Raw genomic sequence first — 22,369 nt, forward strand, 5'->3', positions numbered from 1 at the left:
ATGTCTGAACAACACGCGCAGAACGCGGATGCGGTAGCCGATTTTAATAACGAACTCCAGACCCGTCGCGACAAGCTGGCGCAACTGCGTGAGCAGGGCGTCGCGTTCCCGAACGACTTCCGTCGCGACCACACCTCTGACCAACTGCACGCTGAATTCGATGCTAAAGAAAACGAAGAGCTGGAAGCGCTGAACGTGGAAGTGGCGGTAGCCGGTCGCATGATGACCCGCCGCATTATGGGTAAAGCCTCTTTCGTGACCCTGCAGGACGTGGGCGGCCGCATTCAGCTGTACGTTGCCCGCGACGATCTGCCGGAAGGCGTTTACAACGAGCAGTTTAAAAAGTGGGATCTGGGCGATATCCTGGCGGCGCGCGGCAAGCTGTTTAAAACCAAAACCGGCGAGCTGTCGATCCACTGTACGGAACTGCGCCTGCTGACCAAAGCCCTGCGCCCGCTGCCGGACAAATTCCACGGTCTGCAGGATCAGGAAGCGCGCTACCGTCAGCGCTACCTGGATCTCATCTCCAACGATGAATCCCGCAATACCTTCAAAGTGCGTTCCCAGATCCTGGCGGGCATCCGTCAGTTCATGGTGGGTCGCGGCTTTATGGAAGTGGAAACCCCGATGATGCAGGTGATCCCTGGCGGCGCCTCTGCCCGTCCGTTTATCACCCATCACAACGCGCTGGATCTGGATATGTACCTGCGTATCGCGCCGGAACTGTACCTGAAGCGTCTGGTGGTTGGCGGCTTCGAGCGCGTGTTCGAAATCAACCGTAACTTCCGTAACGAAGGTATCTCGGTGCGTCATAATCCAGAGTTCACCATGATGGAACTCTATATGGCGTATGCGGATTACAAAGATCTGATCGAGCTGACCGAATCGCTGTTCCGCACTCTGGCGCAGGACGTGCTGGGCAAAACCGAAGTGCCTTACGGCGATGAAGTGTTCGACTTCGGCAAGCCGTTCGAAAAACTGACCATGCGCGAAGCGATCAAGAAATACCGTCCGGAAACCAATATGGCCGATCTGGACAACTTCGACTCTGCCAAAGCGATTGCTGAATCCATCGGCATCAAGGTGGAGAAGAGCTGGGGCCTGGGCCGCATCGTGACCGAGATCTTCGAAGAAGTGGCGGAAGCGCACCTGATCCAGCCGACCTTCATCACCGAATACCCGGCAGAGGTGTCTCCGCTGGCGCGTCGTAACGACGAAAACCCGGAAATCACCGACCGCTTTGAATTCTTCATCGGCGGCCGTGAAATCGGCAACGGCTTCAGCGAGCTGAACGACGCGGAAGATCAGGCGCAGCGTTTCCAGGATCAGGTGAATGCCAAAGACGCGGGCGACGACGAAGCGATGTTCTACGACGAAGACTACGTGACCGCGCTGGAGCACGGGCTGCCGCCGACCGCAGGTCTGGGCATCGGTATCGACCGTATGGTTATGCTGTTCACCAACAGCCACACCATCCGCGACGTGATCCTGTTCCCGGCGATGCGTCCGGTTAAATAAGTTTTCTGACTTATCACAAGCCCCGGTTACAGGACCGGGGCTTTTTTATTTCACTCTTCCCGGTTCTTCTTCACTTTGCGCAGCAGCAGCCACATCCGTACCGTTCTCACCGATTTCCCACTGACGCAGGACGGCTCTTCCGCCAGCCCGGTCTGTGGATGATAACCGTTGAAAAACAGATTCAGCGTCACTGCGCTAAAGGTCGCCAGCATGATCCCGCTGTGCAGCAGCGGCTGGAGGACGGCGGGGAACTGCGAGAAAAAGTTGTGCGACAGCATCGGCGTCATCCCCACGCCCAGGCTGATGGCCACAATATAAAGGTTGTAACGGTTCGTGGTGTAGTTGATGCGGGCGAGAATGCGAATGCCGGTCGCCAGCACCATGCCGAACATCACCAGCCCCGCGCCGCCCAGCACGAATTGCGGGATAGACGCCACCAGCACCGCCATTTTCGGCACCATGCCGAAGAGTATCAATATGATCCCCGCCGCCACGCACACCCAGCGGCTGTAAACGCGGGTCACGCTCACCAGCCCGACGTTTTGCGAAAACGAGGTGTGCGGAAAGCTGTTAAACAATCCGCCGAACAGCGTGCCGACGCCGTCCACCCGCAGGCCGCGCACGATGTCCTGCGACGTCAGTTCGCGCCCGACGATTTCCCCCAGCGCCAGAAACATCCCCATCGATTCGATAAACACGATAATCAACACGGCGGTCATGGTGAGGATCGACACCGGATCGAACACCGGCGTGCCCAGCGCCATCGGCGTCACGATAGCGAACCATTTAGCGTCATGCAGGCCCGTCAGATTGACTTCATTGACCATCAACGACAGGACAAAGCCAAACACGATCCCCAGCAGCACCGCCACATTAGACATAAACCCTTTCGCAAAGCGGGTCACCACCAGAATAAACAGCAGCACGGCAAACGAGATGCACAGGTAAACCGGATCGCCATAGTGCGGATTGCCTTTACCGCCCGCCGCCCAGTCGATACCGACCTGAATAATGCTCAGCCCGATGGAGGTGATCACCACGCCGGTAACCAGCGGCGGGAACAGCGGGATCAAACGGCCAATGACCGGTGCCAGCAGCGTCGTGATCGCGCCCGCCGCGATCGTCGCGCCAAAGATCCCCGTCAGGCCGATATCCGGGTTCAGGCCAATGGCGATCATCGGCGTTACGGCGGCGAAGGTGACGGACATAATCACCGGCAGACGGATCCCCATAAATCGGCCCACGCCCAGACATTGCAGCAGCGTGACCACGCCGCAGCAGAACAGATCGGAACTGATTAACAGCGCGACGGTTTCTTTATCCAGCCCAAGCCGATCGCCAATCATTAGCGGCACCGCCACCGCGCCGGCATACATCACCAGCACATGCTGTAATCCGAGAATGCACAATTTTGCCGGGGACAACACGCGGTCGACTTCATCCGTCGGCGCGGCGTTATCCTGGGGGAGCGTTTGTGGTCGTGAATCAAGCGTACTCATGAATTCCATCCTTTTGTTAAACCCGCGAGCAGACCAGGCGCTGCCTGCGTGAATACGGCTTCCTCTGACGACGGTCTGAGACGACCCGGATCTGCCGTGATGTGATTACGGTTGCCAACCCCTGACACCATGCTCAGAAAGTGCCAGTTTTTCGTGCGGGGCAAAGGACGTCGTTAAAACGCGGGGGAGTTCACAAAGTTGCCGCTCAGAACCGTCGTCGTACCGATTAGCGACGCAAGCGTTTGCATTTGATAAAACCGGCGATTCTCAGATTGATAAAGCGAGTGATTCATTGTGGATCGCTTATCTCAGGATCGCGTGAGGATAAAAATCGTTTTTATGCATCATTCCCGCCTCTCATTCTGAGAGCGTAACGCCTGTCTGTGAAAACCGCTTGCCACAGTTCTGGCGCGATTAATTTGATCACATTCACAACATTTCGCTCTCCCGGACGGGAAATCACAACATCGCCCGGTTCTTGCATTGTTTCCAGAAACGTAATTTCACAAACCGAAACATAAAGGATGCCTATGAACAGATTGATTGTCGCCGATAGCAGGGAGTGTATCGGTTGTCGCGCTTGTGAGGTTGCCTGTGTGGTTGCGCATAACGACGGCTGGCCGCAGCAGCGCCGCGACTTTTTGCCGCGCATTCGCGTCATTTTCAACGGCGAACACAGCAGCGCGGTGACCTGTAAGCACTGCCTGGACGCGCCCTGCGTAAAGAGTTGCCCGATAGAGGCGCTGCATTATGACAACGACACGATCCAACTGGACTCCACGCGCTGTATCGGCTGTAAGAGCTGCCTGGTAGCCTGCCCGTTTGGCGCGATCGATATTATCGTTACGCCTGATGAAAAGGGACTTCTGGCCCAAAAATGCGACTTATGCCAGTCGGTAGAGCGCGTCCAGCCCGCCTGCGTGGCGCACTGCCCGACCCAGGCGTTACGCGTCATGGACGGCAATGGGCTCGGCAAACTGCGCCGCGCCCGCCAGCGCCAGGCGGCGAACCCGCAGGGGTTTATGCCGGAGCCGCAGAATAAACGCATCTTGCGTAAACCGCCGCGCAAGGGGGCCGAAAAGCGCGACGCCGCCGAACGTAAAACCCATTTTGATGAAATCTATCACGGGCTGGACGAGGCGCAGGCCAGCTATGAAAGCGAGCGCTGCCTGTATTGCGCGCAGAAAGCCTGGTGCAACTGGACCTGCCCGGTGCATAACGCCATTCCTGACTTGATCCGCCTGGTTCAGCAGGGGCGAATTAAAGAGGCGGCGCAGCTTTCCCACCAGACCAGCTCGTTACCCGAAATCTGTGGCCGCGTCTGCCCGCAGGATCGCCTGTGTGAAGGGGCCTGCACCCTGAAAAACCGCAGCGGCGCGGTGACCGTTGGTAATATCGAACGTTACATCACCGACAGCGCGTTAAAAATGGGCTGGCGACCCACCTTTGTTCCGGCGCTGCCGCGCCGGGAGCGCGTGGCGGTGATCGGCGCGGGGCCGGCCGGGCTGGGCTGCGCCGACTTTCTGGCGCGCGAAGGCGTGAAGGTTGACGTGTTCGATCGCCACCCGGAAATCGGCGGGCTGCTCACCTTCGGCATTCCGCCGTTCAAACTGGATAAATCGCTGCTCAGCCAGCGGCGCGAAATCTTCAGCGCAATGGGCATTCAGTTTCATCTCAACTGCGAAATTGGCCGCGATAAGACGTTCCATCAGTTAACGGAAGAGTACGACGCGGTATTCCTGGCGATGGGCACCTACGGACTGATGACCGCCGGGCTGGAGCACGAAGACGCGCCCGGCGTTATCCAGGCGCTGCCGTTTTTAATCGCCAATACCCGGCGGGTAATGGGGCTGGAGGATTCGCCTGACTATCCGTGGACCGAACTGAAAGGCAAGCAGGTGGTGGTGCTGGGCGGCGGGGATACCGCGATGGACTGCCTGCGTACCTCGGTGCGGCGCGAGGCGGCCAGCGTCACCTGTGCCTATCGTCGGGATGAAGCCAGTATGCCGGGCTCGCGCAAAGAAGTGATCAACGCCCGGGAGGAGGGCGTGGCGTTTTTATTCAACGTCCAGCCGCAGTATATCGCCCGCAATGCGCGTGGCCAGGTAAGCGGTATTGGGCTGATTCGCACCGGGATGGGCGCTGCGGGCGCCGATGGGCGGCGACGCCCTCAGCCGATAGCCGGTTCGGAATTCGAACTGCCTGCCGATGTGCTGATTATGGCGTTTGGCTTCCGGCCTCACGCCATGCCGTGGTTACAGGGCAGCGGCGTGCGGCGCGACGACAACGGGTTAATCATTACCGGCGGCGCGCGGCGGCTGGCAACCCAAACCACCCGCGATAACGTATTTGCCGGGGGCGATGCGGTACACGGCGCGGATTTGGTGGTGACGGCAATGGCGGCCGGGCATCAGGCGGCGCGGGATATGCTGGCGCTGTTTGAGCGCAACGCCGCAAGCCCGCCGGCCGTTGAGTTTTAGCCAATAAAAAACCCGCTTCGCGAAGCGGGTTTTTTTGTTTCTCAGATCGTTAAATCGCCCAGCCTCCGGCATAGAAAATCACTAATACGGCAGCAATCACCACGGTGCCGATGTTTAAGCGATCCCATTCCCGGGCAAACACCCGGCCAACCACCAGGGTCACGAAGCCCAGCATGATCCCGGTAACGATATTACAGGTCAGCACGATAAACACCGCGCACACCAGGCCGGACATGGCGTCGATAAAGTCGTTGAAGTTGAGTTTTGAAACGTTGCTCAGCATCAGCAGGCCAACGTACATCAGCGCTGGCGCGGTGGCGTAACCCGGTATCAGATACGACAGGGGTGACAGGAACAGGATCAGCAGAAACAGCGCGCCGACCACCACCGCCGTCAGGCCGGTTTTACCGCCCGCCGCCGTCCCCGCCGCCGATTCGATATACACCGCCGCCGGCGCCGCGCCCACTAACCCGGAGAAAATCGAACTCACCGAGTCGCTGGTCAGCGCCTTGCCGCCGTTGATAATCTGGTTATCTTTATCCAGCAGGTTCGCCTGGCCCGCCACGGCGCGGATGGTGCCGGTGGCGTCAAACACCGCAGTCATCACCAGCGCCAGCACGCTGGGCAGCACGTGCGGCTGTAGCGCGCCCATAATATCAAGGCTGAAGATCAGCGATTTGCCGTCTTCACCGCTCAGGCTCGGCATCGCCACCAGCCCGTGGTATTTCACCGCCGGATCGAAAATCAGCCCGATGATCGAAATGCCGATAATCACCAGCAGGATCCCGCCGGGAATGCGCGATTTTTCCAGCCCGAAGATCATCGCCAGCCCCAGCAGGCTCATCATCACCGGGAAAGAGGTAAACGCGCCCAGTGCGACCGGTAAACCTTCCAGCGGGTTTTTGATCACCATGCCGACGCCGTTGGCGGCAATCAACAGCAGGAACAGGCCAATGCCGATCCCGGTGCCGTGAGCGATGCCCATCGGCAGATTACGTAAGATCCAGGTGCGCACGCCGGTCACGGAAATGGCGGTGAAAATCACCCCCATCAGAAATACCGCGCCCAGCGCCACCGGAATGCTGATCTGCTGGCCAAGCACCAGGCTGAAAGCGGTAAAGGCAGTAAGAGAAATGGCGCAGCCGATGGCCATCGGCAGGTTCGCCCACAGCCCCATCAGCAGCGAGCCAAAGCCCGCCACCAGACAGGTGGCGACAAAAACCGCGCCGGGCGGAAAGCCCGCTTTGCCTAACATCCCCGGCACCACGATGACCGAATAGACCATCGCCAGAAAAGTGGTTAAACCCGCCAGTATCTCCTGGCGCGTGGTGCTGCCGCGCTCGGAGATTTTGAAAAAATGATCCAGTGCATTGCGCGGCTGCGCGGTATTGGGTGTGTGTAGTGTATCGCCAGACATAAGAATGCCCTCAGTTAACATTGTAATAATCAGGTGCGTTCATAAACCAGACGGCCATCGACGTAGGTACGGTAAATCGAACGATCGTCGCCGAGCGTAATCATCACAAACAGCTTGTCGACCAGTGAGACGGAGTTGTCGTAGCGCAGCTGCTGGAGCGGGGTGGCGGTGGGCTCCAGCACCACAAAGTCGGCCTCTTTGCCGGGCGTAAAGTTGCCGATGCAGTGGTCCAGCCCCAGCGAATGCGCGCCGCCCAGCGTCGACAGATAAAATGCCTCGTAAGCGGAAAGCCGGTAGCCCTGCAGCTGGACCACTTTGTAGGCTTCGTTCAGCGTCTGGAGCATGTTGAAGGTGGTGCCTGCGCCGATATCGGTGCCGATGCCCACTTTGATTTTTTTGCGCCACGCCTGCTGAAGATTGAACAAGCCGCTGCCGAGATAGAGGTTAGAGGTCGGGCAGAACGCGATGCTGGAGCCGGTTTTGCTCAGGCAATCCCACTCTTTTTCTTCAAGGTGGACGCAGTGGGCGAACACGCTGCGTTTGCCGGTGAGCCCGTACTGGTGATACACATCCAGATAGCCGTCGTGCTCCGGGAACAGCGCTTTCACCCAGGCGATTTCCTGCTTGTTTTCGCAAAGATGGGTGTGTAGCCAGGTGTCGGGATACTCTTCGCGCAGCCGTTGCGCCATCGCCAGCTGCTCCGGCGTGGAGGTCGGGGCGAAGCGCGGGGTGATGGCGTACAGCAGACGCCCGTTTTTATGCCAGCGCTCAATCAGCGCTTTGCTTTGCAGATAGCTGCTTTCGGCGTCGTCCAGCAGATAGTCCGGGGCGTTGCGGTCCATCATCACTTTCCCGGCGATCATCCGCATATTGATTTGGCTGGCGGCCTCGAACAGCGCATCCACCGACTCCGGGTGTACCGTACCGAATACCAGCGCCGTGGTGGTGCCGTTGCGTAACAGCTGTTTGAGGAAGAAGGTCGACATTTCCCGGGCGTATTCCGCGTCCTGATAGCGGCGCTCGGTGGGGAAAGTGTGTTTATTCAGCCATTCCAGCAGTTGCTCGCCGTAGGCCCCGACCATCTCGCTTTGCGGATAGTGAATATGGGTATCGACAAACCCCGGCACCACGATTTTGCCCCGGTAATCGCGCACGCGAATCGAGGAGGGGATTTGTGCTTTGCCGTCTTCCCATTCGCCAAACCACGCCACTTTACCGTCGCGGATCAACAGCAGCCCGTCTTCCACAAAACGCAACGCGGACTCGATTTCCTCGGGATGTTCAACGGTGCGGGTAATATCGAGAAAGCTCCCGCGCACGGCTTTTAGCGTCTGTTCGCCTGACATGATCGACTCCTTAGTGGTTAATCCAGTTCTTCAACCGCATGAGGCACCGGCTCTTCTTGCTTCTGCCCGAGCGGAATCAACAAATTCAGCAGGATGGCGGTCAGGCCACCTGCGCAAATGGGGTTTTCAACCAGCACGTAAATCGAGGCTGGCAGCACCTGGAAAATCGCCGGGTCATAGGAAACGCCGAGGCCCAGCCCTAGCGAGGTGGCGACGATCAGGGTTTCCCGGCGTTTCAGGCCGTTGGTGATGATGATGCGGATCCCGGCGATGGCGATCATCGAGAACATCAGCGTCATCGCGCCGCCCAGCACCGGCGCGGGAATGGTGGTAAAGAAGCGTCCAATGCTCGGGAACAGGCCGAGGATAACCAGCATCACGGCGATAAAGCGCCCCACGTAGCGGGAAGCCACGCCGGTCATCTGGATCACGCCGTTGTTCTGGGCAAACGTGGTCAGCGGCAGCGAGCCCACGGTGGAGGCGATCACCGACACCAGCCCGTCGGCCAGCACGCCGCCCTTCAGGCGCGACTGATACTCTTCGCCTTTGATCGGGCGGTTCGAGACCATCGCGGTAGCGGTGATATCCCCGACGGCTTCCAGCACGCTCAGCAGATAAATGGTGCCGACCACCAGAAAGTGGTGAAAGTTGAATTCAAAACCGTATTTAAACGGGATCGGGACGGTGATCAGCGGCAGGTTGCGCATGCTGCTGAAGTCCACCATGCCCAGGCAGAACGACACGATGTAGCCGACAATCAGGCCAATCGCGATGCCGCCCATGCGTAACAGCGGGCTGCGGCAGCAGTTAAAGCCGATCACGACCAGCAACACCAGCAGGCCGACGCCGATGTTTTCATAATTGCCGAAAGTACCGCTGCTTTTCGCGGCGAACCCGCCGCCGAAATCGATAATGCCGACTTTGATCAGGCTCAGGCCGATCATCAGCACCACTACGCCGCTGACGGTGGGGGTGATGACCCGTCGCAGGTAAGGAAGAATAAACGAGGAGCCGACCACTAAAAACGCGCCGACGAACGACACGCCCAGTAACGCCGACATAATCAGTTCTTCATGCAGACCGTCGCTCTTCATGCTGCTGCCCAGCGCAATCATCACGGTTACGAACGAGAAATTTACCGACTGAATGGACAGTAAACCCGAGCCGATAGGTCCGTAGCGATTCACCTGGAGCCAGGTGCCAACCCCGGAGGCGATCATCGCCATGGAGACCAGATAAGAGGTGGTTTCGGTTGAGAGTTGCAGCGCAGCGCCGACAATCAGCGCGGGGGTCACCATCGGCACAAAGATCGCCAGCAGGTGGGTGATGGCACCAATCAGGGTTTGGTGAAACGGAGGATTATCATTTAACTCATAAATAAGATCCGAACCCTTGTGTGATAAATCAGTATCAGACATCCCTTCACCTCATCAGTAAATTTGATCATCTGATTCAATTAATAATTATCTGCCCTAAATCACCCGTTTTCAGGTACAGCAAGCCCTGAGCCGGTACATGCCCTTTATGCAGACGCTTATGTTGTGATTCATTGAATCGTGGGAAAAGGCCGCCGAAGCGGCCAGTTCAGTTATAGTTTTCCTAGCGCGCTCAGGATCTTCTCTGGCGTGAAGTGCCATTCCCGCAGCCAGACCTGGCAGGCGTCATGAATGGCGGTAGCGATAGCGGGGGCGGCCCCGTTTACGCCAATCTCAGAGATGGATTTCGCGCCGAACGGCCCGACTTTGTCATCGCTTGGCACCAGCACCGCACGGAAATCACGCGGGATGTCGCCAATCTTCGGCGCGCCGTAGCTGCGTAAATCACGGGTCATCGGACGGCCTTCGGCGTCGTAAATAATCTCTTCCATCAGGCTGTGACCGATGGCGCGCATTGTTGCGCCATAGATCTGCCCCAGGGCGAGATCCGGGTTAACCGGCGTGCCGCAGTCGAGCAGGGCATAGAATTTATCCAGCCGGATCTCCCCGGTGCGGGTATTCACCGCCACTTCGGCAAAGTTGGCCCCGTAAGGGAAGGCGAATTCCGGCGTAATGTAGCAAGCCGTCGCCACCAGGGTGCCGAACCCGGTGCCGGTTTCCGCTTTATGGGCAATCTCCCCGTACGTCACTTCGCCTTTCTTACCGCGCACGATGCCGGGCGCAACAATCGTAACGTCGCTTTCCGGTTCGCCAAGCATTTGCGCGCCGTGGAACTGGATTTTCTTCAGCAGGTTTTCGGCCGCCATGCGCGCCGCGTTGCCAGAGAAACAGGTGCCGGACGACGCGTAAGCGCCCTTATCAAACAGCGCGTGGTCGGTGTCGCCGGAAATCACATGTACATCTTCCAGCGGGCAGCGCAGCACTTCCGCAGAGAGCTTGCTGACCACCGTATCCAGCCCGGTGCCGATATCCGCGCCGCCGGAATGAACAATAAAGGTGCCGTCGGATTCCAGTTTGATCATGCAGTTGGCCTGGTCGATATCCGGGATCCCGGATTTCTGCATGATGATGGCTACGCCGCGGCCAATCTTCCAGTCGCCTTCGTTGTGCTTCGGCGAATCCCACTGGATCATTTCCCGGCCCTGGCGCAGGATCTCTTCCAGCGCGCAGCTGGCGGCGGAGGGCACCGAGGTCGGCGCTTTCCCTTCGCCAATCGCGCCGAGGATCTTCAACTCCTGCCCTTCGTGAACGCGGTTGCGCTCAATAATCTCCAGTTGGTCGATCTGCAACTGTTCCGCCAGTTCCGCCAGCGCCATGGTGATGGCGAAGTTGCCTTTCGGCGCGCCGTATCCCTGATAGGCCCCGGTTGGGCAGATGTTGCTGTAGTAGGTCGTTACCTGGAAATCGACGTTATCGCACGGGTAGAGCGGCAGCGAGAGCGCCGGTCCGTTACAGGGCACCGTCAGCGAGTGGTTGCCGAACGGCCCGGTGTTGGCGCGAAAATCCATATTGATGGCGGTTAAGCGCCCGTCTTTTTTAGCGCCCAGCTTCACGGTGACTTTCGCCACGTGGCGCGAGGTGTTGGCGATAAACTCTTCTTCACGGGTGTAGCGGAACCAGACCGGGCGGCCCGTCACGCAGGTGGCCCAGGCGCATACCTCTTCCAGCAAAATATCCTGCTTCGACCCGAAGCCGCCGCCCACGCGCTCTTTGATCACGTGCACTTTGTTTTGCTTCAGGCCGACGATGCGCGCCACCTGGCGACGCACGTGCCACGGCACCTGGGTCGAGGCGTGGATCACCAGCCGGTCGCCGTCCATGCGGGTAAAGCAAATGTGGGTTTCGGTCGGGCACTGCTGGGCCTGGGTTGAGGAATAGGTGCGCTCGATAATCACGTCCGCTTCGGCAAAGCCGCGCTCAACATCGCCGATGTGGCCATGGATGCTGGCGGCGATATTCTTCGCAGGGCGCGAGCCAATCGGGAAGTTGATGATCATATGCTCATCGCGCTGGACGGCTTTTTTATTGTCTTCTTCCAGGGTATCCGGCGCGCCCGCGACATACACCACCGGCTCGTCGTGAACCACCGGCGCGTCTTCGGCCATGGCTTCATCAATCGACATCACCGGTTTTAACACCTGGTATTGCACATCGATCAGTTTCAGCGCCTGCAAGGCGATCTCTTCGCTTTCCGCGACCACTGCCGCGACGCGGTCGCCCACGTGACGCAGTTTTTTGCTGAACATGCGGCGGTCCAGCGGCGAGGGCTCCGGGGCGCTTTGCCCGCCGGGGGTGTAGTAAATATCCGGGCAGTTGCGCCAGGTGATCACGTGTACCACGCCAGGCAGCGCTTCGGCTTTACTGACGTCAAGGTGGGTAATCAGCGCGTGGGGATGCGGGCTGCGCAGCATTTTGATGGTGCAGGCATCCGGCGTAATGCGATCTTCCACGTAGCAGGGTTTGGCCTGAACCATTTTGGCGGCGTCGGTTTTCGGGTGGATCTTACCGACCACGGCCAGATCGTCACGGAAAGTGGGCGCAACGGCGCAGGTGGCGGTGGGATCGGCTTTGCGCGCCACCGCCAGATCGATCACCTGATAATACTGCTGCCAGCCGGCATCGCGGCTGAACAGGCCAGAGAGGGCATCGTCGATCTCATCGCGGGTCGGGGTGGCGATGCGATCCAGTAATTCAGTAATGATCAGCGCGGCGGCGGGATCGTTATAGCCCGACTGGACGACGCCGACGTCCACCATTGCCTGTTGCACCAGGCTGAGTTGGTTCCACTTCCCTAATGATTCCGCCGTCTTAATGTGGGCGTTTTCCAGCTGGGCGGCAATCAGCAGCGAGGCGTTAATCAGGCGGTCATTAAACAGGATGGCGTCCGAACCGGCGAAGCCGAAGCCGTCGTCGCTGTTGCGTACCGAGTGCATTCCCAGCCCAAACAGCAGTTTCTGAACGTTAGCGCCGGGATGGACATCAAGCTGATGCGCGCTGCCGTTGAGCGTAAATTGAATAATCATTGGATTTCCTCTCCCTTCTGCTGGCAGTCCGCGTACAGGTCGGCCACGACCACACCGGCGATATAACGTTTGTAGGCCACGCTGCCGCGCACATCGTCACGCGGGAAAATCGCCGCGCCGACGGCGGCTTCAAGCCGCTCGCCGTCCAGCCGCTGCGCCTCCACATCCCGTAACCGCAATGGGCGATCCGCCACGCCGTCCAGCGCAATGCGCAGGTTGTTGTCTTCGTCGATGGCTACGGCGGCGGTTAATACGGTGAGACCTGCCTGGGAGCGGCTAATTTTGCGGGTAGAGCAGGCGCGGTATGGGTCTTTAATAATGATTTCAGTAATCAGGCGGTCGGCAGGCCGTGCGAGGTAACTCTCCAGCGCCTCGGTTTCGCCGTCGCCGAATACCAGTACCGCATCCAGCGCCAGCAGGACCGGTATCAGCACCGACTCCTCTTCTACAGCGGCGATTTCTCCGCCAATGGTGGACTGGTTGCGCAGGTGGCGGGAGTAAATAAAACCTAACGCTTCATACAGTGCGGGAGGCAGATGATGGCTGTCGCGCAGGGTTTGCAGCGTGGTCATTGCGCCGATACGCAGGCAGTCGTTATCCCAGTCTATCCAGTCGAGGGACACTTTCTGTAGCGAGATTGCCACGGTTTTTTCAGTGCGGCCCGGCGCGGAATTCAGCTTGCTGCCGCCCGCAAACCAGACGGCATCGTCCTGATAACGCTGCTTAAGTTCCAGCGCCTGCTCGACGGAGCCTGGTGTAAGAAATTGCTCAATCATAATTCACCCTCGTTTTTCGCCTCCCGCTCGCCGGGAGGCGGCAGGTTTTAATTCAGTGCATCCATGCGTTGCCACATCCGGGCGGCGGCTTTTCTTGCTTGCGCATAGATGGGTTCACAATCAAAGGCGAACTGGCGATCTTCGTAAACCATCACGCCGTTCACCATCACGCTGTGCACGCTCGATGAACCGAGACCGAACGCAATATGCCCGGCCACGTTTTCTGGCAGCAGGGGCGTCGGAGAGGCGTAATCGCAAAGGGTCAGATCCGCTTTATACCCGGCTTCCAGGCGGCCAAATTTGGCGTGGAAGTTGCGGCTCAACAGCGCGTTGCCGTTGGTCAGCGCGCGAGCGAAACTGTCCGGCCACAGCGGGCCGCCGGCGTCGCGGTGTTTGAAGAAGGCGAATTTCATCTCTTCAAACATATCCGAGCCGATGCCATCGGTGCCGAGCGCCAGGTTACGAATGCCGGTGAGCTGGTGGTTGTAGCCCACGTGGTTGTTCATGTTGGAACGGGCGTTATGCACCAGGAAGCCGTCTTTATCGTTCAGCAGCTTGATATCATCGGCGGAAAGATACAGTCCGTGGGCGATCAGCGTTTTGCTGTCGATAAGATCGTATTCCGCCAGCCGCGCCAGCAGATCTTTGCCGTAGTGGTGATGGCTGTGGGAGACGTCGTAGCGGTCTTCCGCCGCATGGATATGCAATCCGCGCCCGGTAACCTTGACCGCTTCGCTGAGCATCGCTAATCCCGCATCCGGGACGGTGAAGGGCGCATGTGCGCCGATATGCGCTTCCACCAGGTACGGCTGCTGGCCTTTCTCTTTCGCCGCATCAATATGCTTCGCGAAGCGGATATTCTCTTCGACGCCCGCCTGCAGCTCCTTCAGCCCGCCGTTGCGGTCGGTGGTTTCGAAGCAGGTCATCCCGCGCAAGCCCGCTTTAATAAAGGCGTTGCGCAGCGTGTCCAGCGAGCCTGCAATATAAGCGGGTGACGCATGATGATCGATGACCGCAGTGCAGCCGCTTTTGATGGCTTCAAGCGAGCAAATCAGGCCGCTGTAGTAAAGCGACTCCTCATCCAGCGCCCGGTCCAGCCGCCACCAGAGGTTTTTCAGCGTGGAGATAAAATCCGGGCAGGGAGCGATTTTCGCCTGAATCCCGCGCGACAGCCCCGAGTAAAAATGGTTGTGCGAGCAGACGATGCCGGGCATCACCACTCTGCCATGCATCTCTTTATATGACGCCTCCGGGAAGCGCTGGGTTAGCGCCGGGCCGACCGCGAGGATCTCGTCGCCGTCGATGGCGATATCGACGTTTTCCTGAACCATCGCCGGATGCAACTGCACGGCGGTGACATTTTTTAAAATAAGCATGATTACGCCTCCACCCGGCCTAACAGATAGTGATGGTGCTGGTGTACATGGCTGATAATGCGGCACATGTCATCCAGCCCGGCGGGCACATCCCGGAACTGGCCGTCGCTGCCGATGGTCAATTCCCAGGTCTGTTCGCCCTGACGGATATGCACCCGGCTGTCGTCCACCAGGAAGCCCGGATTGGCGCTGTTGCGGAAATCTTCCGGCAGGCTGAACACCGTGACTTTGTCCTGGTACGGTTTGCCCTGCCACGGACAGAACTGGGCGCAGTTGCCGCATTCGTTGCAGTACGCGTCGAGATGCAGGGTCTGGTAGCGGTTCTGGAAGCCGGGGACGGCGATGGAGACGTTGGCGCGGTTCGGGCAGACGTCCACGCACTTGCTGCAGATGTAGTTACACTCCAGGCAGCGTTCGGCTTCCTGGGCCACAAAGGCGTCGCGATCGTCCTTATCCACCTGCGCCACCGAGATGGCACCCTTACGACGGTAAACCTCCGCCGGGTTGACGTTATTCCAGTGCTTATCGTTCTGATGGGAGCGGATATTTTCCCGCGTCAGGATCACATCGCTGGCGCGACGGGCATTGCCGATGGCGGAAACAATCGAGGATGGGCCGCGCTGTACGTCGCCAATCAGGAATACGTTTGGGCGGCGGGTTTCACCGAAGTGATTCACCACCGGCCAGCCATTGTCATCCAGCGGGACGCCCATGGCGCGCAGGGCGTCGCTGTCCTGTTGTTCGCCGATGGCGGTAATCAGCGTGTCTGCCCGCAGGGTGCGGATTTCTTCCGTCTCTACCGGACGGCGGCGGCCTTTGGCATCGGGTTCGCCCAGCGCCATTACGCGCACTGTCAGGGTGCCGTCGGCGTCAAACTGTTCCGGGTTGCTGAGGAACTGGAACTGTACGCCGTCATGCAGCGCTTCTTCGTACTCTTCGCGCCAGGCGGGCATCTCCTGCAAGGAACGGCGGTATACCACGGTGACTTTTTCAACGCCCGGCACGCGCAGCGCGGTGCGCGCGCAGTCCATCGCGGTGTTACCCGCGCCGACCACCACCACATGCTTGCCGAGTTCAAGGTGAGTGCCGAGGTTGTATTCGCGCAGGAACGGCAATGATTTCCAGACGTTGCGGTTATCGCCGCGCAGTTTGACGCCGCTGTTTTTCTCGGTGCCGGTGCCGATCAGCACGTAGTGGAAGCCCTGCTGTTGCAGCTTATCCACCGTCAGATGCGGATCGCAGCCATATTCGATTTTCACGCCGTGTGCAGTAACAAAATCAATATCATGCTGGATCAGCTCGCCCGGAATACGGAATTGCGGAATGATATTTCTCACCACGCCGCCGGCGTTTTTCTCGCGCTCGAACAGCGTCACCGGGTGCCCGGCGCGCGCCAGGAAATAACCCGCCGCCAGGCCCGCCGGGCCTGCGCCAATCACCGCTACCGGATGACGTGAACCGGAGCCCGCCGGTTTATGCCAGCGCTGCTTGTAAGTTTCCCAGCCTTTTTCCAGCGCGATTTTTTTCAGTTCGCGAATGTTGAGCGCGCTGTCATAGTCGAGACGGGTGCAGTTGTACTGGCACTGGTGATCGCAGATGTGGCCGGTAATGGCGGGCAGGGCGTTGCGCTGATAGATCAGCTCCAGCGCGTCGGCATAGCGCTGCTCGCCCATCAGGCGGATGTACTCCGGAATATCCTGCTTGATGGCGCAGGCCGTGACGCAGGGCGCGACATAGCAGTCGGTGAGCGGCAGCCCGTCGGCGACTTCGATGCGCTCTTCCGGCTTCCAGTGTTTTTGGGTGTATTCCATGCTGACCGCGCGTTTGGCGAGCTCATCAAGACGCGCCACGTCGACCTGCTGCATATCCCAGGCGTCAGATTTTTCGAGTTCGCGCAGGCATTCGCACAGGCGTAAATAGCCACCAGGCTTCAGGAGATCGGTCGCCATGGTGATAGGGCGAATACCGGTTTCAAAAATATCGCGAATGGTGAGCTGGCTGGCGCCGCCGGAATAAGAGATCGGCAACTGGCCGTTGAAGGCCCGGGAAAGCACTGCCGCCACGTTGATCGACAGCGGGAACAGGGCGCGCCCTGACATATACATCTCTTCGCCCGGCAATGCGCCTTTGTTGTTGATCGTGCCGAGGGTATTGGTAAGTTTTACCCCGAAGCCGAGGTGTTTCTCTTTTGCCAGCGTCATCAGCCGTTGCAGCATCGCCAGCGCCTGGTCGAGCTTCAGATCGTGGTCGAATGACTCTTCTTTCAGGCCGATATAGTCAAAGCCGCAGGTGTCGAGAATTTCACGCACCCGCGGATAGCCCAGCAGCGTCGGGTTAAGTTTAACGAAGGTGTTCAGCCCCTTTTCTTCCAGCATATAGCGGCAGATGGCTTCAATTTCATTGGGCGGGCAGCCGTGCATGGTGGAGAGGGTGACGCCATGAACCAGGGTTGACGGGATACGCGCATCCAGGCTGGCGAGCTGTTCGCGTTTGGCTTCCGGCAGGCGGGCGGCGAAGGCCGGATTAGTCAGCCAGCGCCTGAGTGTCTGGCGGTACTCGGTAAATTTGGGGTGATCCGCCGCGTTCATCATATTGTCGATAAACTGCTGCATTGGCGGCTGTTTGATGCCGTCGAGGTTGTAGCCGACGCTCATGTTGAAGATAAAGGATTTGGCGTCGTCGGGGCCGCGCGTGGTGAGTAGTTCGTCCAGCAGATGCAGGATGAACCAGGCTTTCAGATACTCATCCCAGGCTTTCAACAGGGTGAATTCGGTGGACCATTCGGTGTTAAAGCACTCGTCTTCCGCATCGATACAGGGTTTTTCCAGTTCCAGCCGGTCGAGGATTTGTACCGTTTTCAGTTCGATAAAACGGCCTCCCGTCAGCCAGGAGGTGACGATATTTTGGGTAAGCTGGGTATGCGGTCCGGCAGCGGGGCCAACGGGCGTGGCGCAGGTTTCGCCGAACACGGAAATCGGCTGGTGTTGCCCGGTCTGATAAAACTGTTGTTCAGGAATACCAAAAATCGTGTGGTGCTGGTGGTATTCATCGAACAGGCGCGTCAAAAGTTCCTCAAACGGGACGGGACGCATGATATCCCCCATAGCCCTCTCCTTAACGTAACATTTTTAATCGGAATTACCGGCAGTGATTTAACGTCCGGTGGATTACGTTAAAGGAGCAACAATCGCACCAGCTATTTATCCAGGGCGCGGGCAATAAACAGATTTGTGAGAAGCCTCGAAAGTTGGCCTGGGTTTGTGAATTATCTCACAGCTCACAAATGAGAATTAAAATCACTCTGTTTATATTGGCCGGGCACAGTGTCATCGGGAGAACGCATTTTCTCAAAACTAACGTGTCGTTATCATAATGATAAGTGGCACGTGGAAAGAATAATAACTCTCCACAAAGGCTGTCACTGCTGTTTAATTTTCGCGATGTCGATTTTGCAGCGCCAGAAAATCTTCAGGCGTATCAATATCAAAAATTATTTCCGGATGATTCATTTCACAAAAACGATATTCCCCCGCCATTAATGCCTCGCGCATGGAACGTACATTCGCTAAGCGAGTCGCCTGCAATAATCGCTCGCGCGGCAATAAAACGGGGTGGCCCGGTTTACCGCGATACTGCGGCATTAGCGCGTAATCTCCGCGTAAGTGCCAGAGATTATTAAATATTGTGCTTTGCATGCAGGGCAGGTCGCCATGGGTGAGGTAGCAATATTCTGTCATCACCTGCGCCGCGCCAGCCTGCACGGAACTGAGCAATCCGGATTGATAGTCAGGGTTATAAACAATGAAGAGTTGTGGATCATGGATATAGCGTTGCGCAAGTTCTTCGTGGCGAAATCCGGTGACCAGAATAATGCGCGAACAAAATTGAAGCGCGTTTTTGATACTTGCATCAAGCATTGTGCCACCCTGCCAGGGTAGTATCATTTTCCATTGCCCCATTCGTGATGAAAGACCCGCTGCGGTAATTATGCAGTCAATATTTTCCATTTTATTTTTCGAACCCGGAGCCTGATGACAATAACGCAAAATATACCGGATCCCGATCGCTTGTTATGTGATGTAAACGCGTTTGCCAAACCCGTAATAATAAGTCTGGTGGGCGCCGGAGGTAAAACCAGCACGCTGTTTTGGTTAGCTGGATTATTTTGTCATTCCGGCCGGCGCGTACTGATTACCTCCACCACCCAGATGTATTTGCCCGATCCTTCCTGCCCGGTAACGCTTTGTCGCGACCCTGCGCAACTTCCCGCTGACCGTTTTCACTTGCCGTTGATGGCCTGTTTCTCAGGCTGGAATGCCGCCCGTAACAAAGTGCGCGGTTTCGCGCCGGAAATCATAGACCGCCTGATTGCGCAACAGGATCTGGATGTCATTTTGACAGAAGCTGACGGCGCTCGCGGTTTTGCCATTAAAGCGCCCGCTGAGCATGAACCTTGCATACCTCAATCCAGTAGCTGCGTGATAGGGGTCACCGGCGGCAACCTGTTCGGTAAGCCGGTTGGGCCAGATAACGTTCATCGTTGGGCGCACTTTGCCGCGATTACCGGGCTTAGCGCCGGAGACCGGCTGGATACGCCAGCCCTACGGCGGTTGGTTCAGCATCCGCAGGGGCTGTTTAAAGGGGCTCCGCCGGGCTGCCGCCGGATCTGGTTTATCAATCGCGTTTCTCAATATGAGAATCAGCAAACCCTGAAAGAGATGCTGGAGGCGAACGACGTGGACGTCATCTGGCAAGGGGCGGTGCAGGAAACGCCGCCCATCACGCGCAGAGTGGTGAGATAGCAGCCCAGGTTTAACGGGGCGCCGAATGGATATTTCTCTTGAGGTAACAATGAATATTTTCACTGAAGCGGCAAAACTCGAAGAAAAAAACTGCCCGTTCGCCATGGCGCAAATTATCGATAGCCGCGGCTCCACGCCGCGTCATTCGGCGCAAATGATTGTGCATCAGGATGGCTCCATCGTCGGCACGATCGGCGGCGGCATGGTGGAGCGTCGGGTCATTGACGAAGCGCTGGAGGCGATGCGCGAACGTAGACCCCGGCTGTTCCACGGACGCATGGCGCGTAACGGCGATGACGCGGTCGGGTCCGACTGCGGCGGCGCGATGTCAGTGTACATCAGCGTTCACGGGTTGCGGCCCCGGCTGGTGCTGATTGGCGCAGGCCACGTTAACCGGGCGATTGCCCTGGCGGCGCAGCCGCTCGGATTCGAAATTTCAGTGGCGGATATTTACCCGGAAAGCCTCAATCCCGATTTTTTCCCACCCGCAACGCAGTTGCTCCACGCGGCATCGTTTTCCGCCGCCGTGGACGCTCTCGATATCAAGCCCGATAACTTTGTGCTGATCGCCACCAATAACCAGGATCGTGAGGCGCTGGATAAACTGATTTCTCAGCCTGTTGCCTGGCTTGGCTTGCTGGCCAGCCGCCGCAAAGCCCAGGTGTTTATCCGCCAGATGCGTGAAAGCGGGATAACCGACGATCAACTGGCTCAGTTCCATGCGCCCGTCGGCTATAACATCGGCGCGGAAACCCCGCAGGAAATCGCCATCAGCGTGTTAGCGGAAATTTTACAGATTAAAAATCACGCGGCGGGCGGGCTGATGAGCCAGGCGGCGCACCCATCCCATCATCAGCGGGTGGCGATCCGCGGGGCGGGGGATATCGCGACCGGTGTGGCGCTGCGCCTGTTCCATGCCGGATTTAAAGTGATCATGCTGGAAGTGGACAAACCCACGGTGATCCGCCGTACCGTGGCGTTTGCCCAGGCGGTGTTCGATGGCGAAATGGTGGTGGAAGGGGTGACGGCGAAACGCGCCGCTTCCGCCAGAGAGGCGCTCGCCCTGGCGGACAGCGGCGTAGTGCCGGTGCTGATCGACCCGAATTGCGCCTCGCTGAACGTACTGGAGCCGGGCTGCCTGGTGGATGCCATCCTCGCCAAAGAAAATACCGGCACCCACTGCGGTATGGCACCGATAACTCTGGCGCTGGGGCCGGGCTTTACCGCCGGAAAAGATTGCCATGCGGTGATCGAAACCAATCGCGGGCACTGGCTGGGGCAGGTGATTTATAACGGGACGGCTCAGGAAAATACCGGCATTCCGGGCAATATTATGGGCCACACCTCGCGGCGGGTGATCCGCGCGCCGGTCGCCGGGATCATGCACGGGTCTGTCAAACTGGGCGATATCGTGAAGGAAGGCGATGTGATTGCCCATATTGGCGACACGCCTGTCGAAGCGCCGCTGGCGGGAATGGTGCGCGGCTTGCTTAATGACGGCCTGGCGGTGAGCGGCGGATTCAAAATCGGCGATATCGATCCGCGCGGCGCGGCGGCGGATTACACCAGCGTGTCCGATAAGGCCCGCGCCATCGGCGGCGGCGTGCTGGAAGCGCTGATGACCCTGATGCATCAGGGCGTGAAATCCACCGAGGATGTCCTGACAGTAGCGTAACGTCATAATAAAAAAGGGCGCTGCGGCGCCCTTTGCTGTTTCCGGATGACAGTTTACTGGCTGATAATCGTGCCGGTTTTGCCTTCAATCCCTTCTTTCGCTTTGCTCAATACGGTGATCAGCGCCTCGCGGCCCGGACGGGAACGGGCAAACGCGGCGGCGGCCTCCACTTTCGGCAGCATCGATCCTTTGGCGAAATGCCCTTCGTCGATAAAGCGCTGGGCGTCGTTCAGCGACAGGCGATCCAACCACTGCTCGTTGGGCTTGCCAAAGTTGATCGCCACTTTTTCTACTGCGGTGAGGATAATCAGCATATCGGCGTCGATCATCTCCGCCAGCCGGGCGCTGGCCCAGTCTTTGTCGATCACCGCGCTGGCTCCGCGCAGATGATTGCCTTCGCGGATCACCGGGATACCGCCGCCGCCTGCGGTGATCACCACGTGGCCCGCTTCCATCATCGCTTTAACGGTCTCTTTCTCGATGATATCCACCGGTTTCGGCGAGGCCACCACGCGCCGGTAACCGCGCCCGGCATCCTCTTTCATGGTGTAGCCCTGCTGGGTTAAACGCGCGGCTTCCTGCTCGCTGAAGAAGGAGCCGATAGGCTTGGTGGGATTAAGAAACGCCGGATCGTTAGCGTCCACTTCGACCTGGGTAATCAGGGTGGCGACCGGTATCGGCATCTGGCGTGAAAGCAGCTCTTCACGCAGCGCGTTTTGCAGATCGTAGCCGATGTAGCCCTGGCTGAGCGCCACGCAGACCGACATCGGCAGCATCGGGGTATGCGCCTCGGTTTTAGCGGCGGCTTCAAACGCCAGGTTGATCATGCCCACCTGTGGACCGTTGCCGTGCGTCACCACCACCTGATGGCCCTGGGCGATTAAATCGACTATCGCCCGGGAGGTGGTTTTTACCGCTGCCATCTGCCCGGCCAGATCGTCGCCAAGGGCATTCCCGCCTAGGGCGAGAACAATTTTCTTACTCATCCTTTCCTCACTTCGTAGGGTTTCGGGGTCATCCG

General features: G+C 58.4%; 14 protein-coding genes. 4 read left to right on the forward strand and 10 right to left on the reverse strand.

Translation table 11 applies throughout. The annotated features are described in order from the left end of the window. Entirely contained in the window at positions 1-1,518 is a 1,518-nt protein-coding gene (lysS, locus tag GV764_RS21505) for a lysine--tRNA ligase (protein WP_161662128.1), read from the forward strand. A gap of 50 nt (positions 1,519-1,568) precedes the next feature. Here lysS and GV764_RS21510 read toward each other — a convergent pair whose 3' ends face one another. After that, positions 1,569-3,017: a nucleobase:cation symporter-2 family protein gene (locus GV764_RS21510; protein WP_161662129.1), complete on the reverse strand. Its 1,449-nt coding sequence runs from the start codon at positions 3,015-3,017 to the stop codon at positions 1,569-1,571. A 530-nt stretch (positions 3,018-3,547) separates the two neighbouring features. Between GV764_RS21510 and GV764_RS21515 the strand changes: the two genes are divergently transcribed. Continuing rightward, positions 3,548-5,497, forward strand: a complete 1,950-nt coding sequence (locus tag GV764_RS21515) for an FAD-dependent oxidoreductase (RefSeq protein ID WP_161662130.1) — start codon at positions 3,548-3,550, stop codon at positions 5,495-5,497. Positions 5,498-5,546: 49 nt separating this feature from the next. On the opposite strand, the gene GV764_RS21520 is transcribed toward GV764_RS21515, so the two are convergent. The 8 genes from GV764_RS21520 to GV764_RS21555 all read right to left on the reverse strand — a co-directional run bounded on the left by GV764_RS21520 (position 5,547) and on the right by GV764_RS21555 (position 18,878). Further along, positions 5,547-6,914, reverse strand: coding sequence for an NCS2 family permease (locus tag GV764_RS21520; protein WP_161662131.1), 1,368 nt, complete (start codon positions 6,912-6,914; stop codon positions 5,547-5,549). A 29-nt stretch (positions 6,915-6,943) separates the two neighbouring features. Continuing rightward, positions 6,944-8,260 carry a guanine deaminase gene (guaD, locus tag GV764_RS21525; protein WP_161662132.1) on the reverse strand — a complete coding sequence of 439 codons (1,317 nt, stop codon included), beginning with the start codon at positions 8,258-8,260 and terminating at the stop codon, positions 6,944-6,946. 17 nt (positions 8,261-8,277) lie between these two features. After that, positions 8,278-9,678: a nucleobase:cation symporter-2 family protein gene (locus tag GV764_RS21530; RefSeq protein WP_161662135.1), complete on the reverse strand. Its 1,401-nt coding sequence runs from the start codon at positions 9,676-9,678 to the stop codon at positions 8,278-8,280. Between the two features lie 170 nt (positions 9,679-9,848). Continuing rightward, the gene (locus tag GV764_RS21535; RefSeq protein WP_161662137.1) at positions 9,849-12,719 is read right to left on the reverse strand and encodes a molybdopterin-dependent oxidoreductase Mo/Fe-S-binding subunit; all 2,871 of its coding nucleotides are present in this window, start codon (positions 12,717-12,719) and stop codon (positions 9,849-9,851) included. Continuing rightward, positions 12,716-13,495: a molybdopterin-dependent oxidoreductase FAD-binding subunit gene (ygfM, locus tag GV764_RS21540; protein WP_161662139.1), complete on the reverse strand. Its 780-nt coding sequence runs from the start codon at positions 13,493-13,495 to the stop codon at positions 12,716-12,718. Before ygfM ends, GV764_RS21535 begins: the two co-directional genes overlap by 4 nt. A 47-nt stretch (positions 13,496-13,542) precedes the next feature. Continuing rightward, the gene (ssnA, locus tag GV764_RS21545) at positions 13,543-14,871 is read right to left on the reverse strand and encodes a putative aminohydrolase SsnA (protein ID WP_161662141.1); all 1,329 of its coding nucleotides are present in this window, start codon (positions 14,869-14,871) and stop codon (positions 13,543-13,545) included. Between the two features lie 2 nt (positions 14,872-14,873). Further along, positions 14,874-17,975 carry a putative selenate reductase subunit YgfK gene (gene ygfK / locus GV764_RS21550; RefSeq protein WP_161662143.1) on the reverse strand — a complete coding sequence of 1,034 codons (3,102 nt, stop codon included), beginning with the start codon at positions 17,973-17,975 and terminating at the stop codon, positions 14,874-14,876. A 324-nt stretch (positions 17,976-18,299) separates the two neighbouring features. Further along, positions 18,300-18,878, reverse strand: coding sequence for an NTP transferase domain-containing protein (locus tag GV764_RS21555; RefSeq protein WP_161662145.1), 579 nt, complete (start codon positions 18,876-18,878; stop codon positions 18,300-18,302). Between the two features lie 24 nt (positions 18,879-18,902). On the opposite strand from GV764_RS21555, the gene yqeC reads away from it, so the two are divergent. Both yqeC and yqeB read left to right on the forward strand, forming a co-directional pair. Next, on the forward strand, positions 18,903-19,673 hold the full coding sequence (yqeC, locus tag GV764_RS21560; protein WP_161662147.1) for a selenium cofactor biosynthesis protein YqeC: 771 nt from the start codon (positions 18,903-18,905) through the stop codon (positions 19,671-19,673). 49 nt (positions 19,674-19,722) lie between these two features. Continuing rightward, entirely contained in the window at positions 19,723-21,348 is a 1,626-nt protein-coding gene (gene yqeB, locus GV764_RS21565) for a selenium-dependent molybdenum cofactor biosynthesis protein YqeB (RefSeq protein ID WP_161662149.1), read from the forward strand. A 53-nt stretch (positions 21,349-21,401) separates the two neighbouring features. Here the strand turns inward: yqeB and arcC are convergent, their stop codons facing one another. Next, positions 21,402-22,334: a carbamate kinase gene (gene arcC, locus GV764_RS21570; RefSeq protein ID WP_161662151.1), complete on the reverse strand. Its 933-nt coding sequence runs from the start codon at positions 22,332-22,334 to the stop codon at positions 21,402-21,404. Between the last annotated feature and the right edge of the window lie 35 nt (positions 22,335-22,369).

Origin of the sequence: Atlantibacter hermannii (genome assembly GCF_009907385.1) — a bacterium.
Lineage (GTDB): Bacteria > Pseudomonadota > Gammaproteobacteria > Enterobacterales > Enterobacteriaceae > Atlantibacter > Atlantibacter hermannii_A.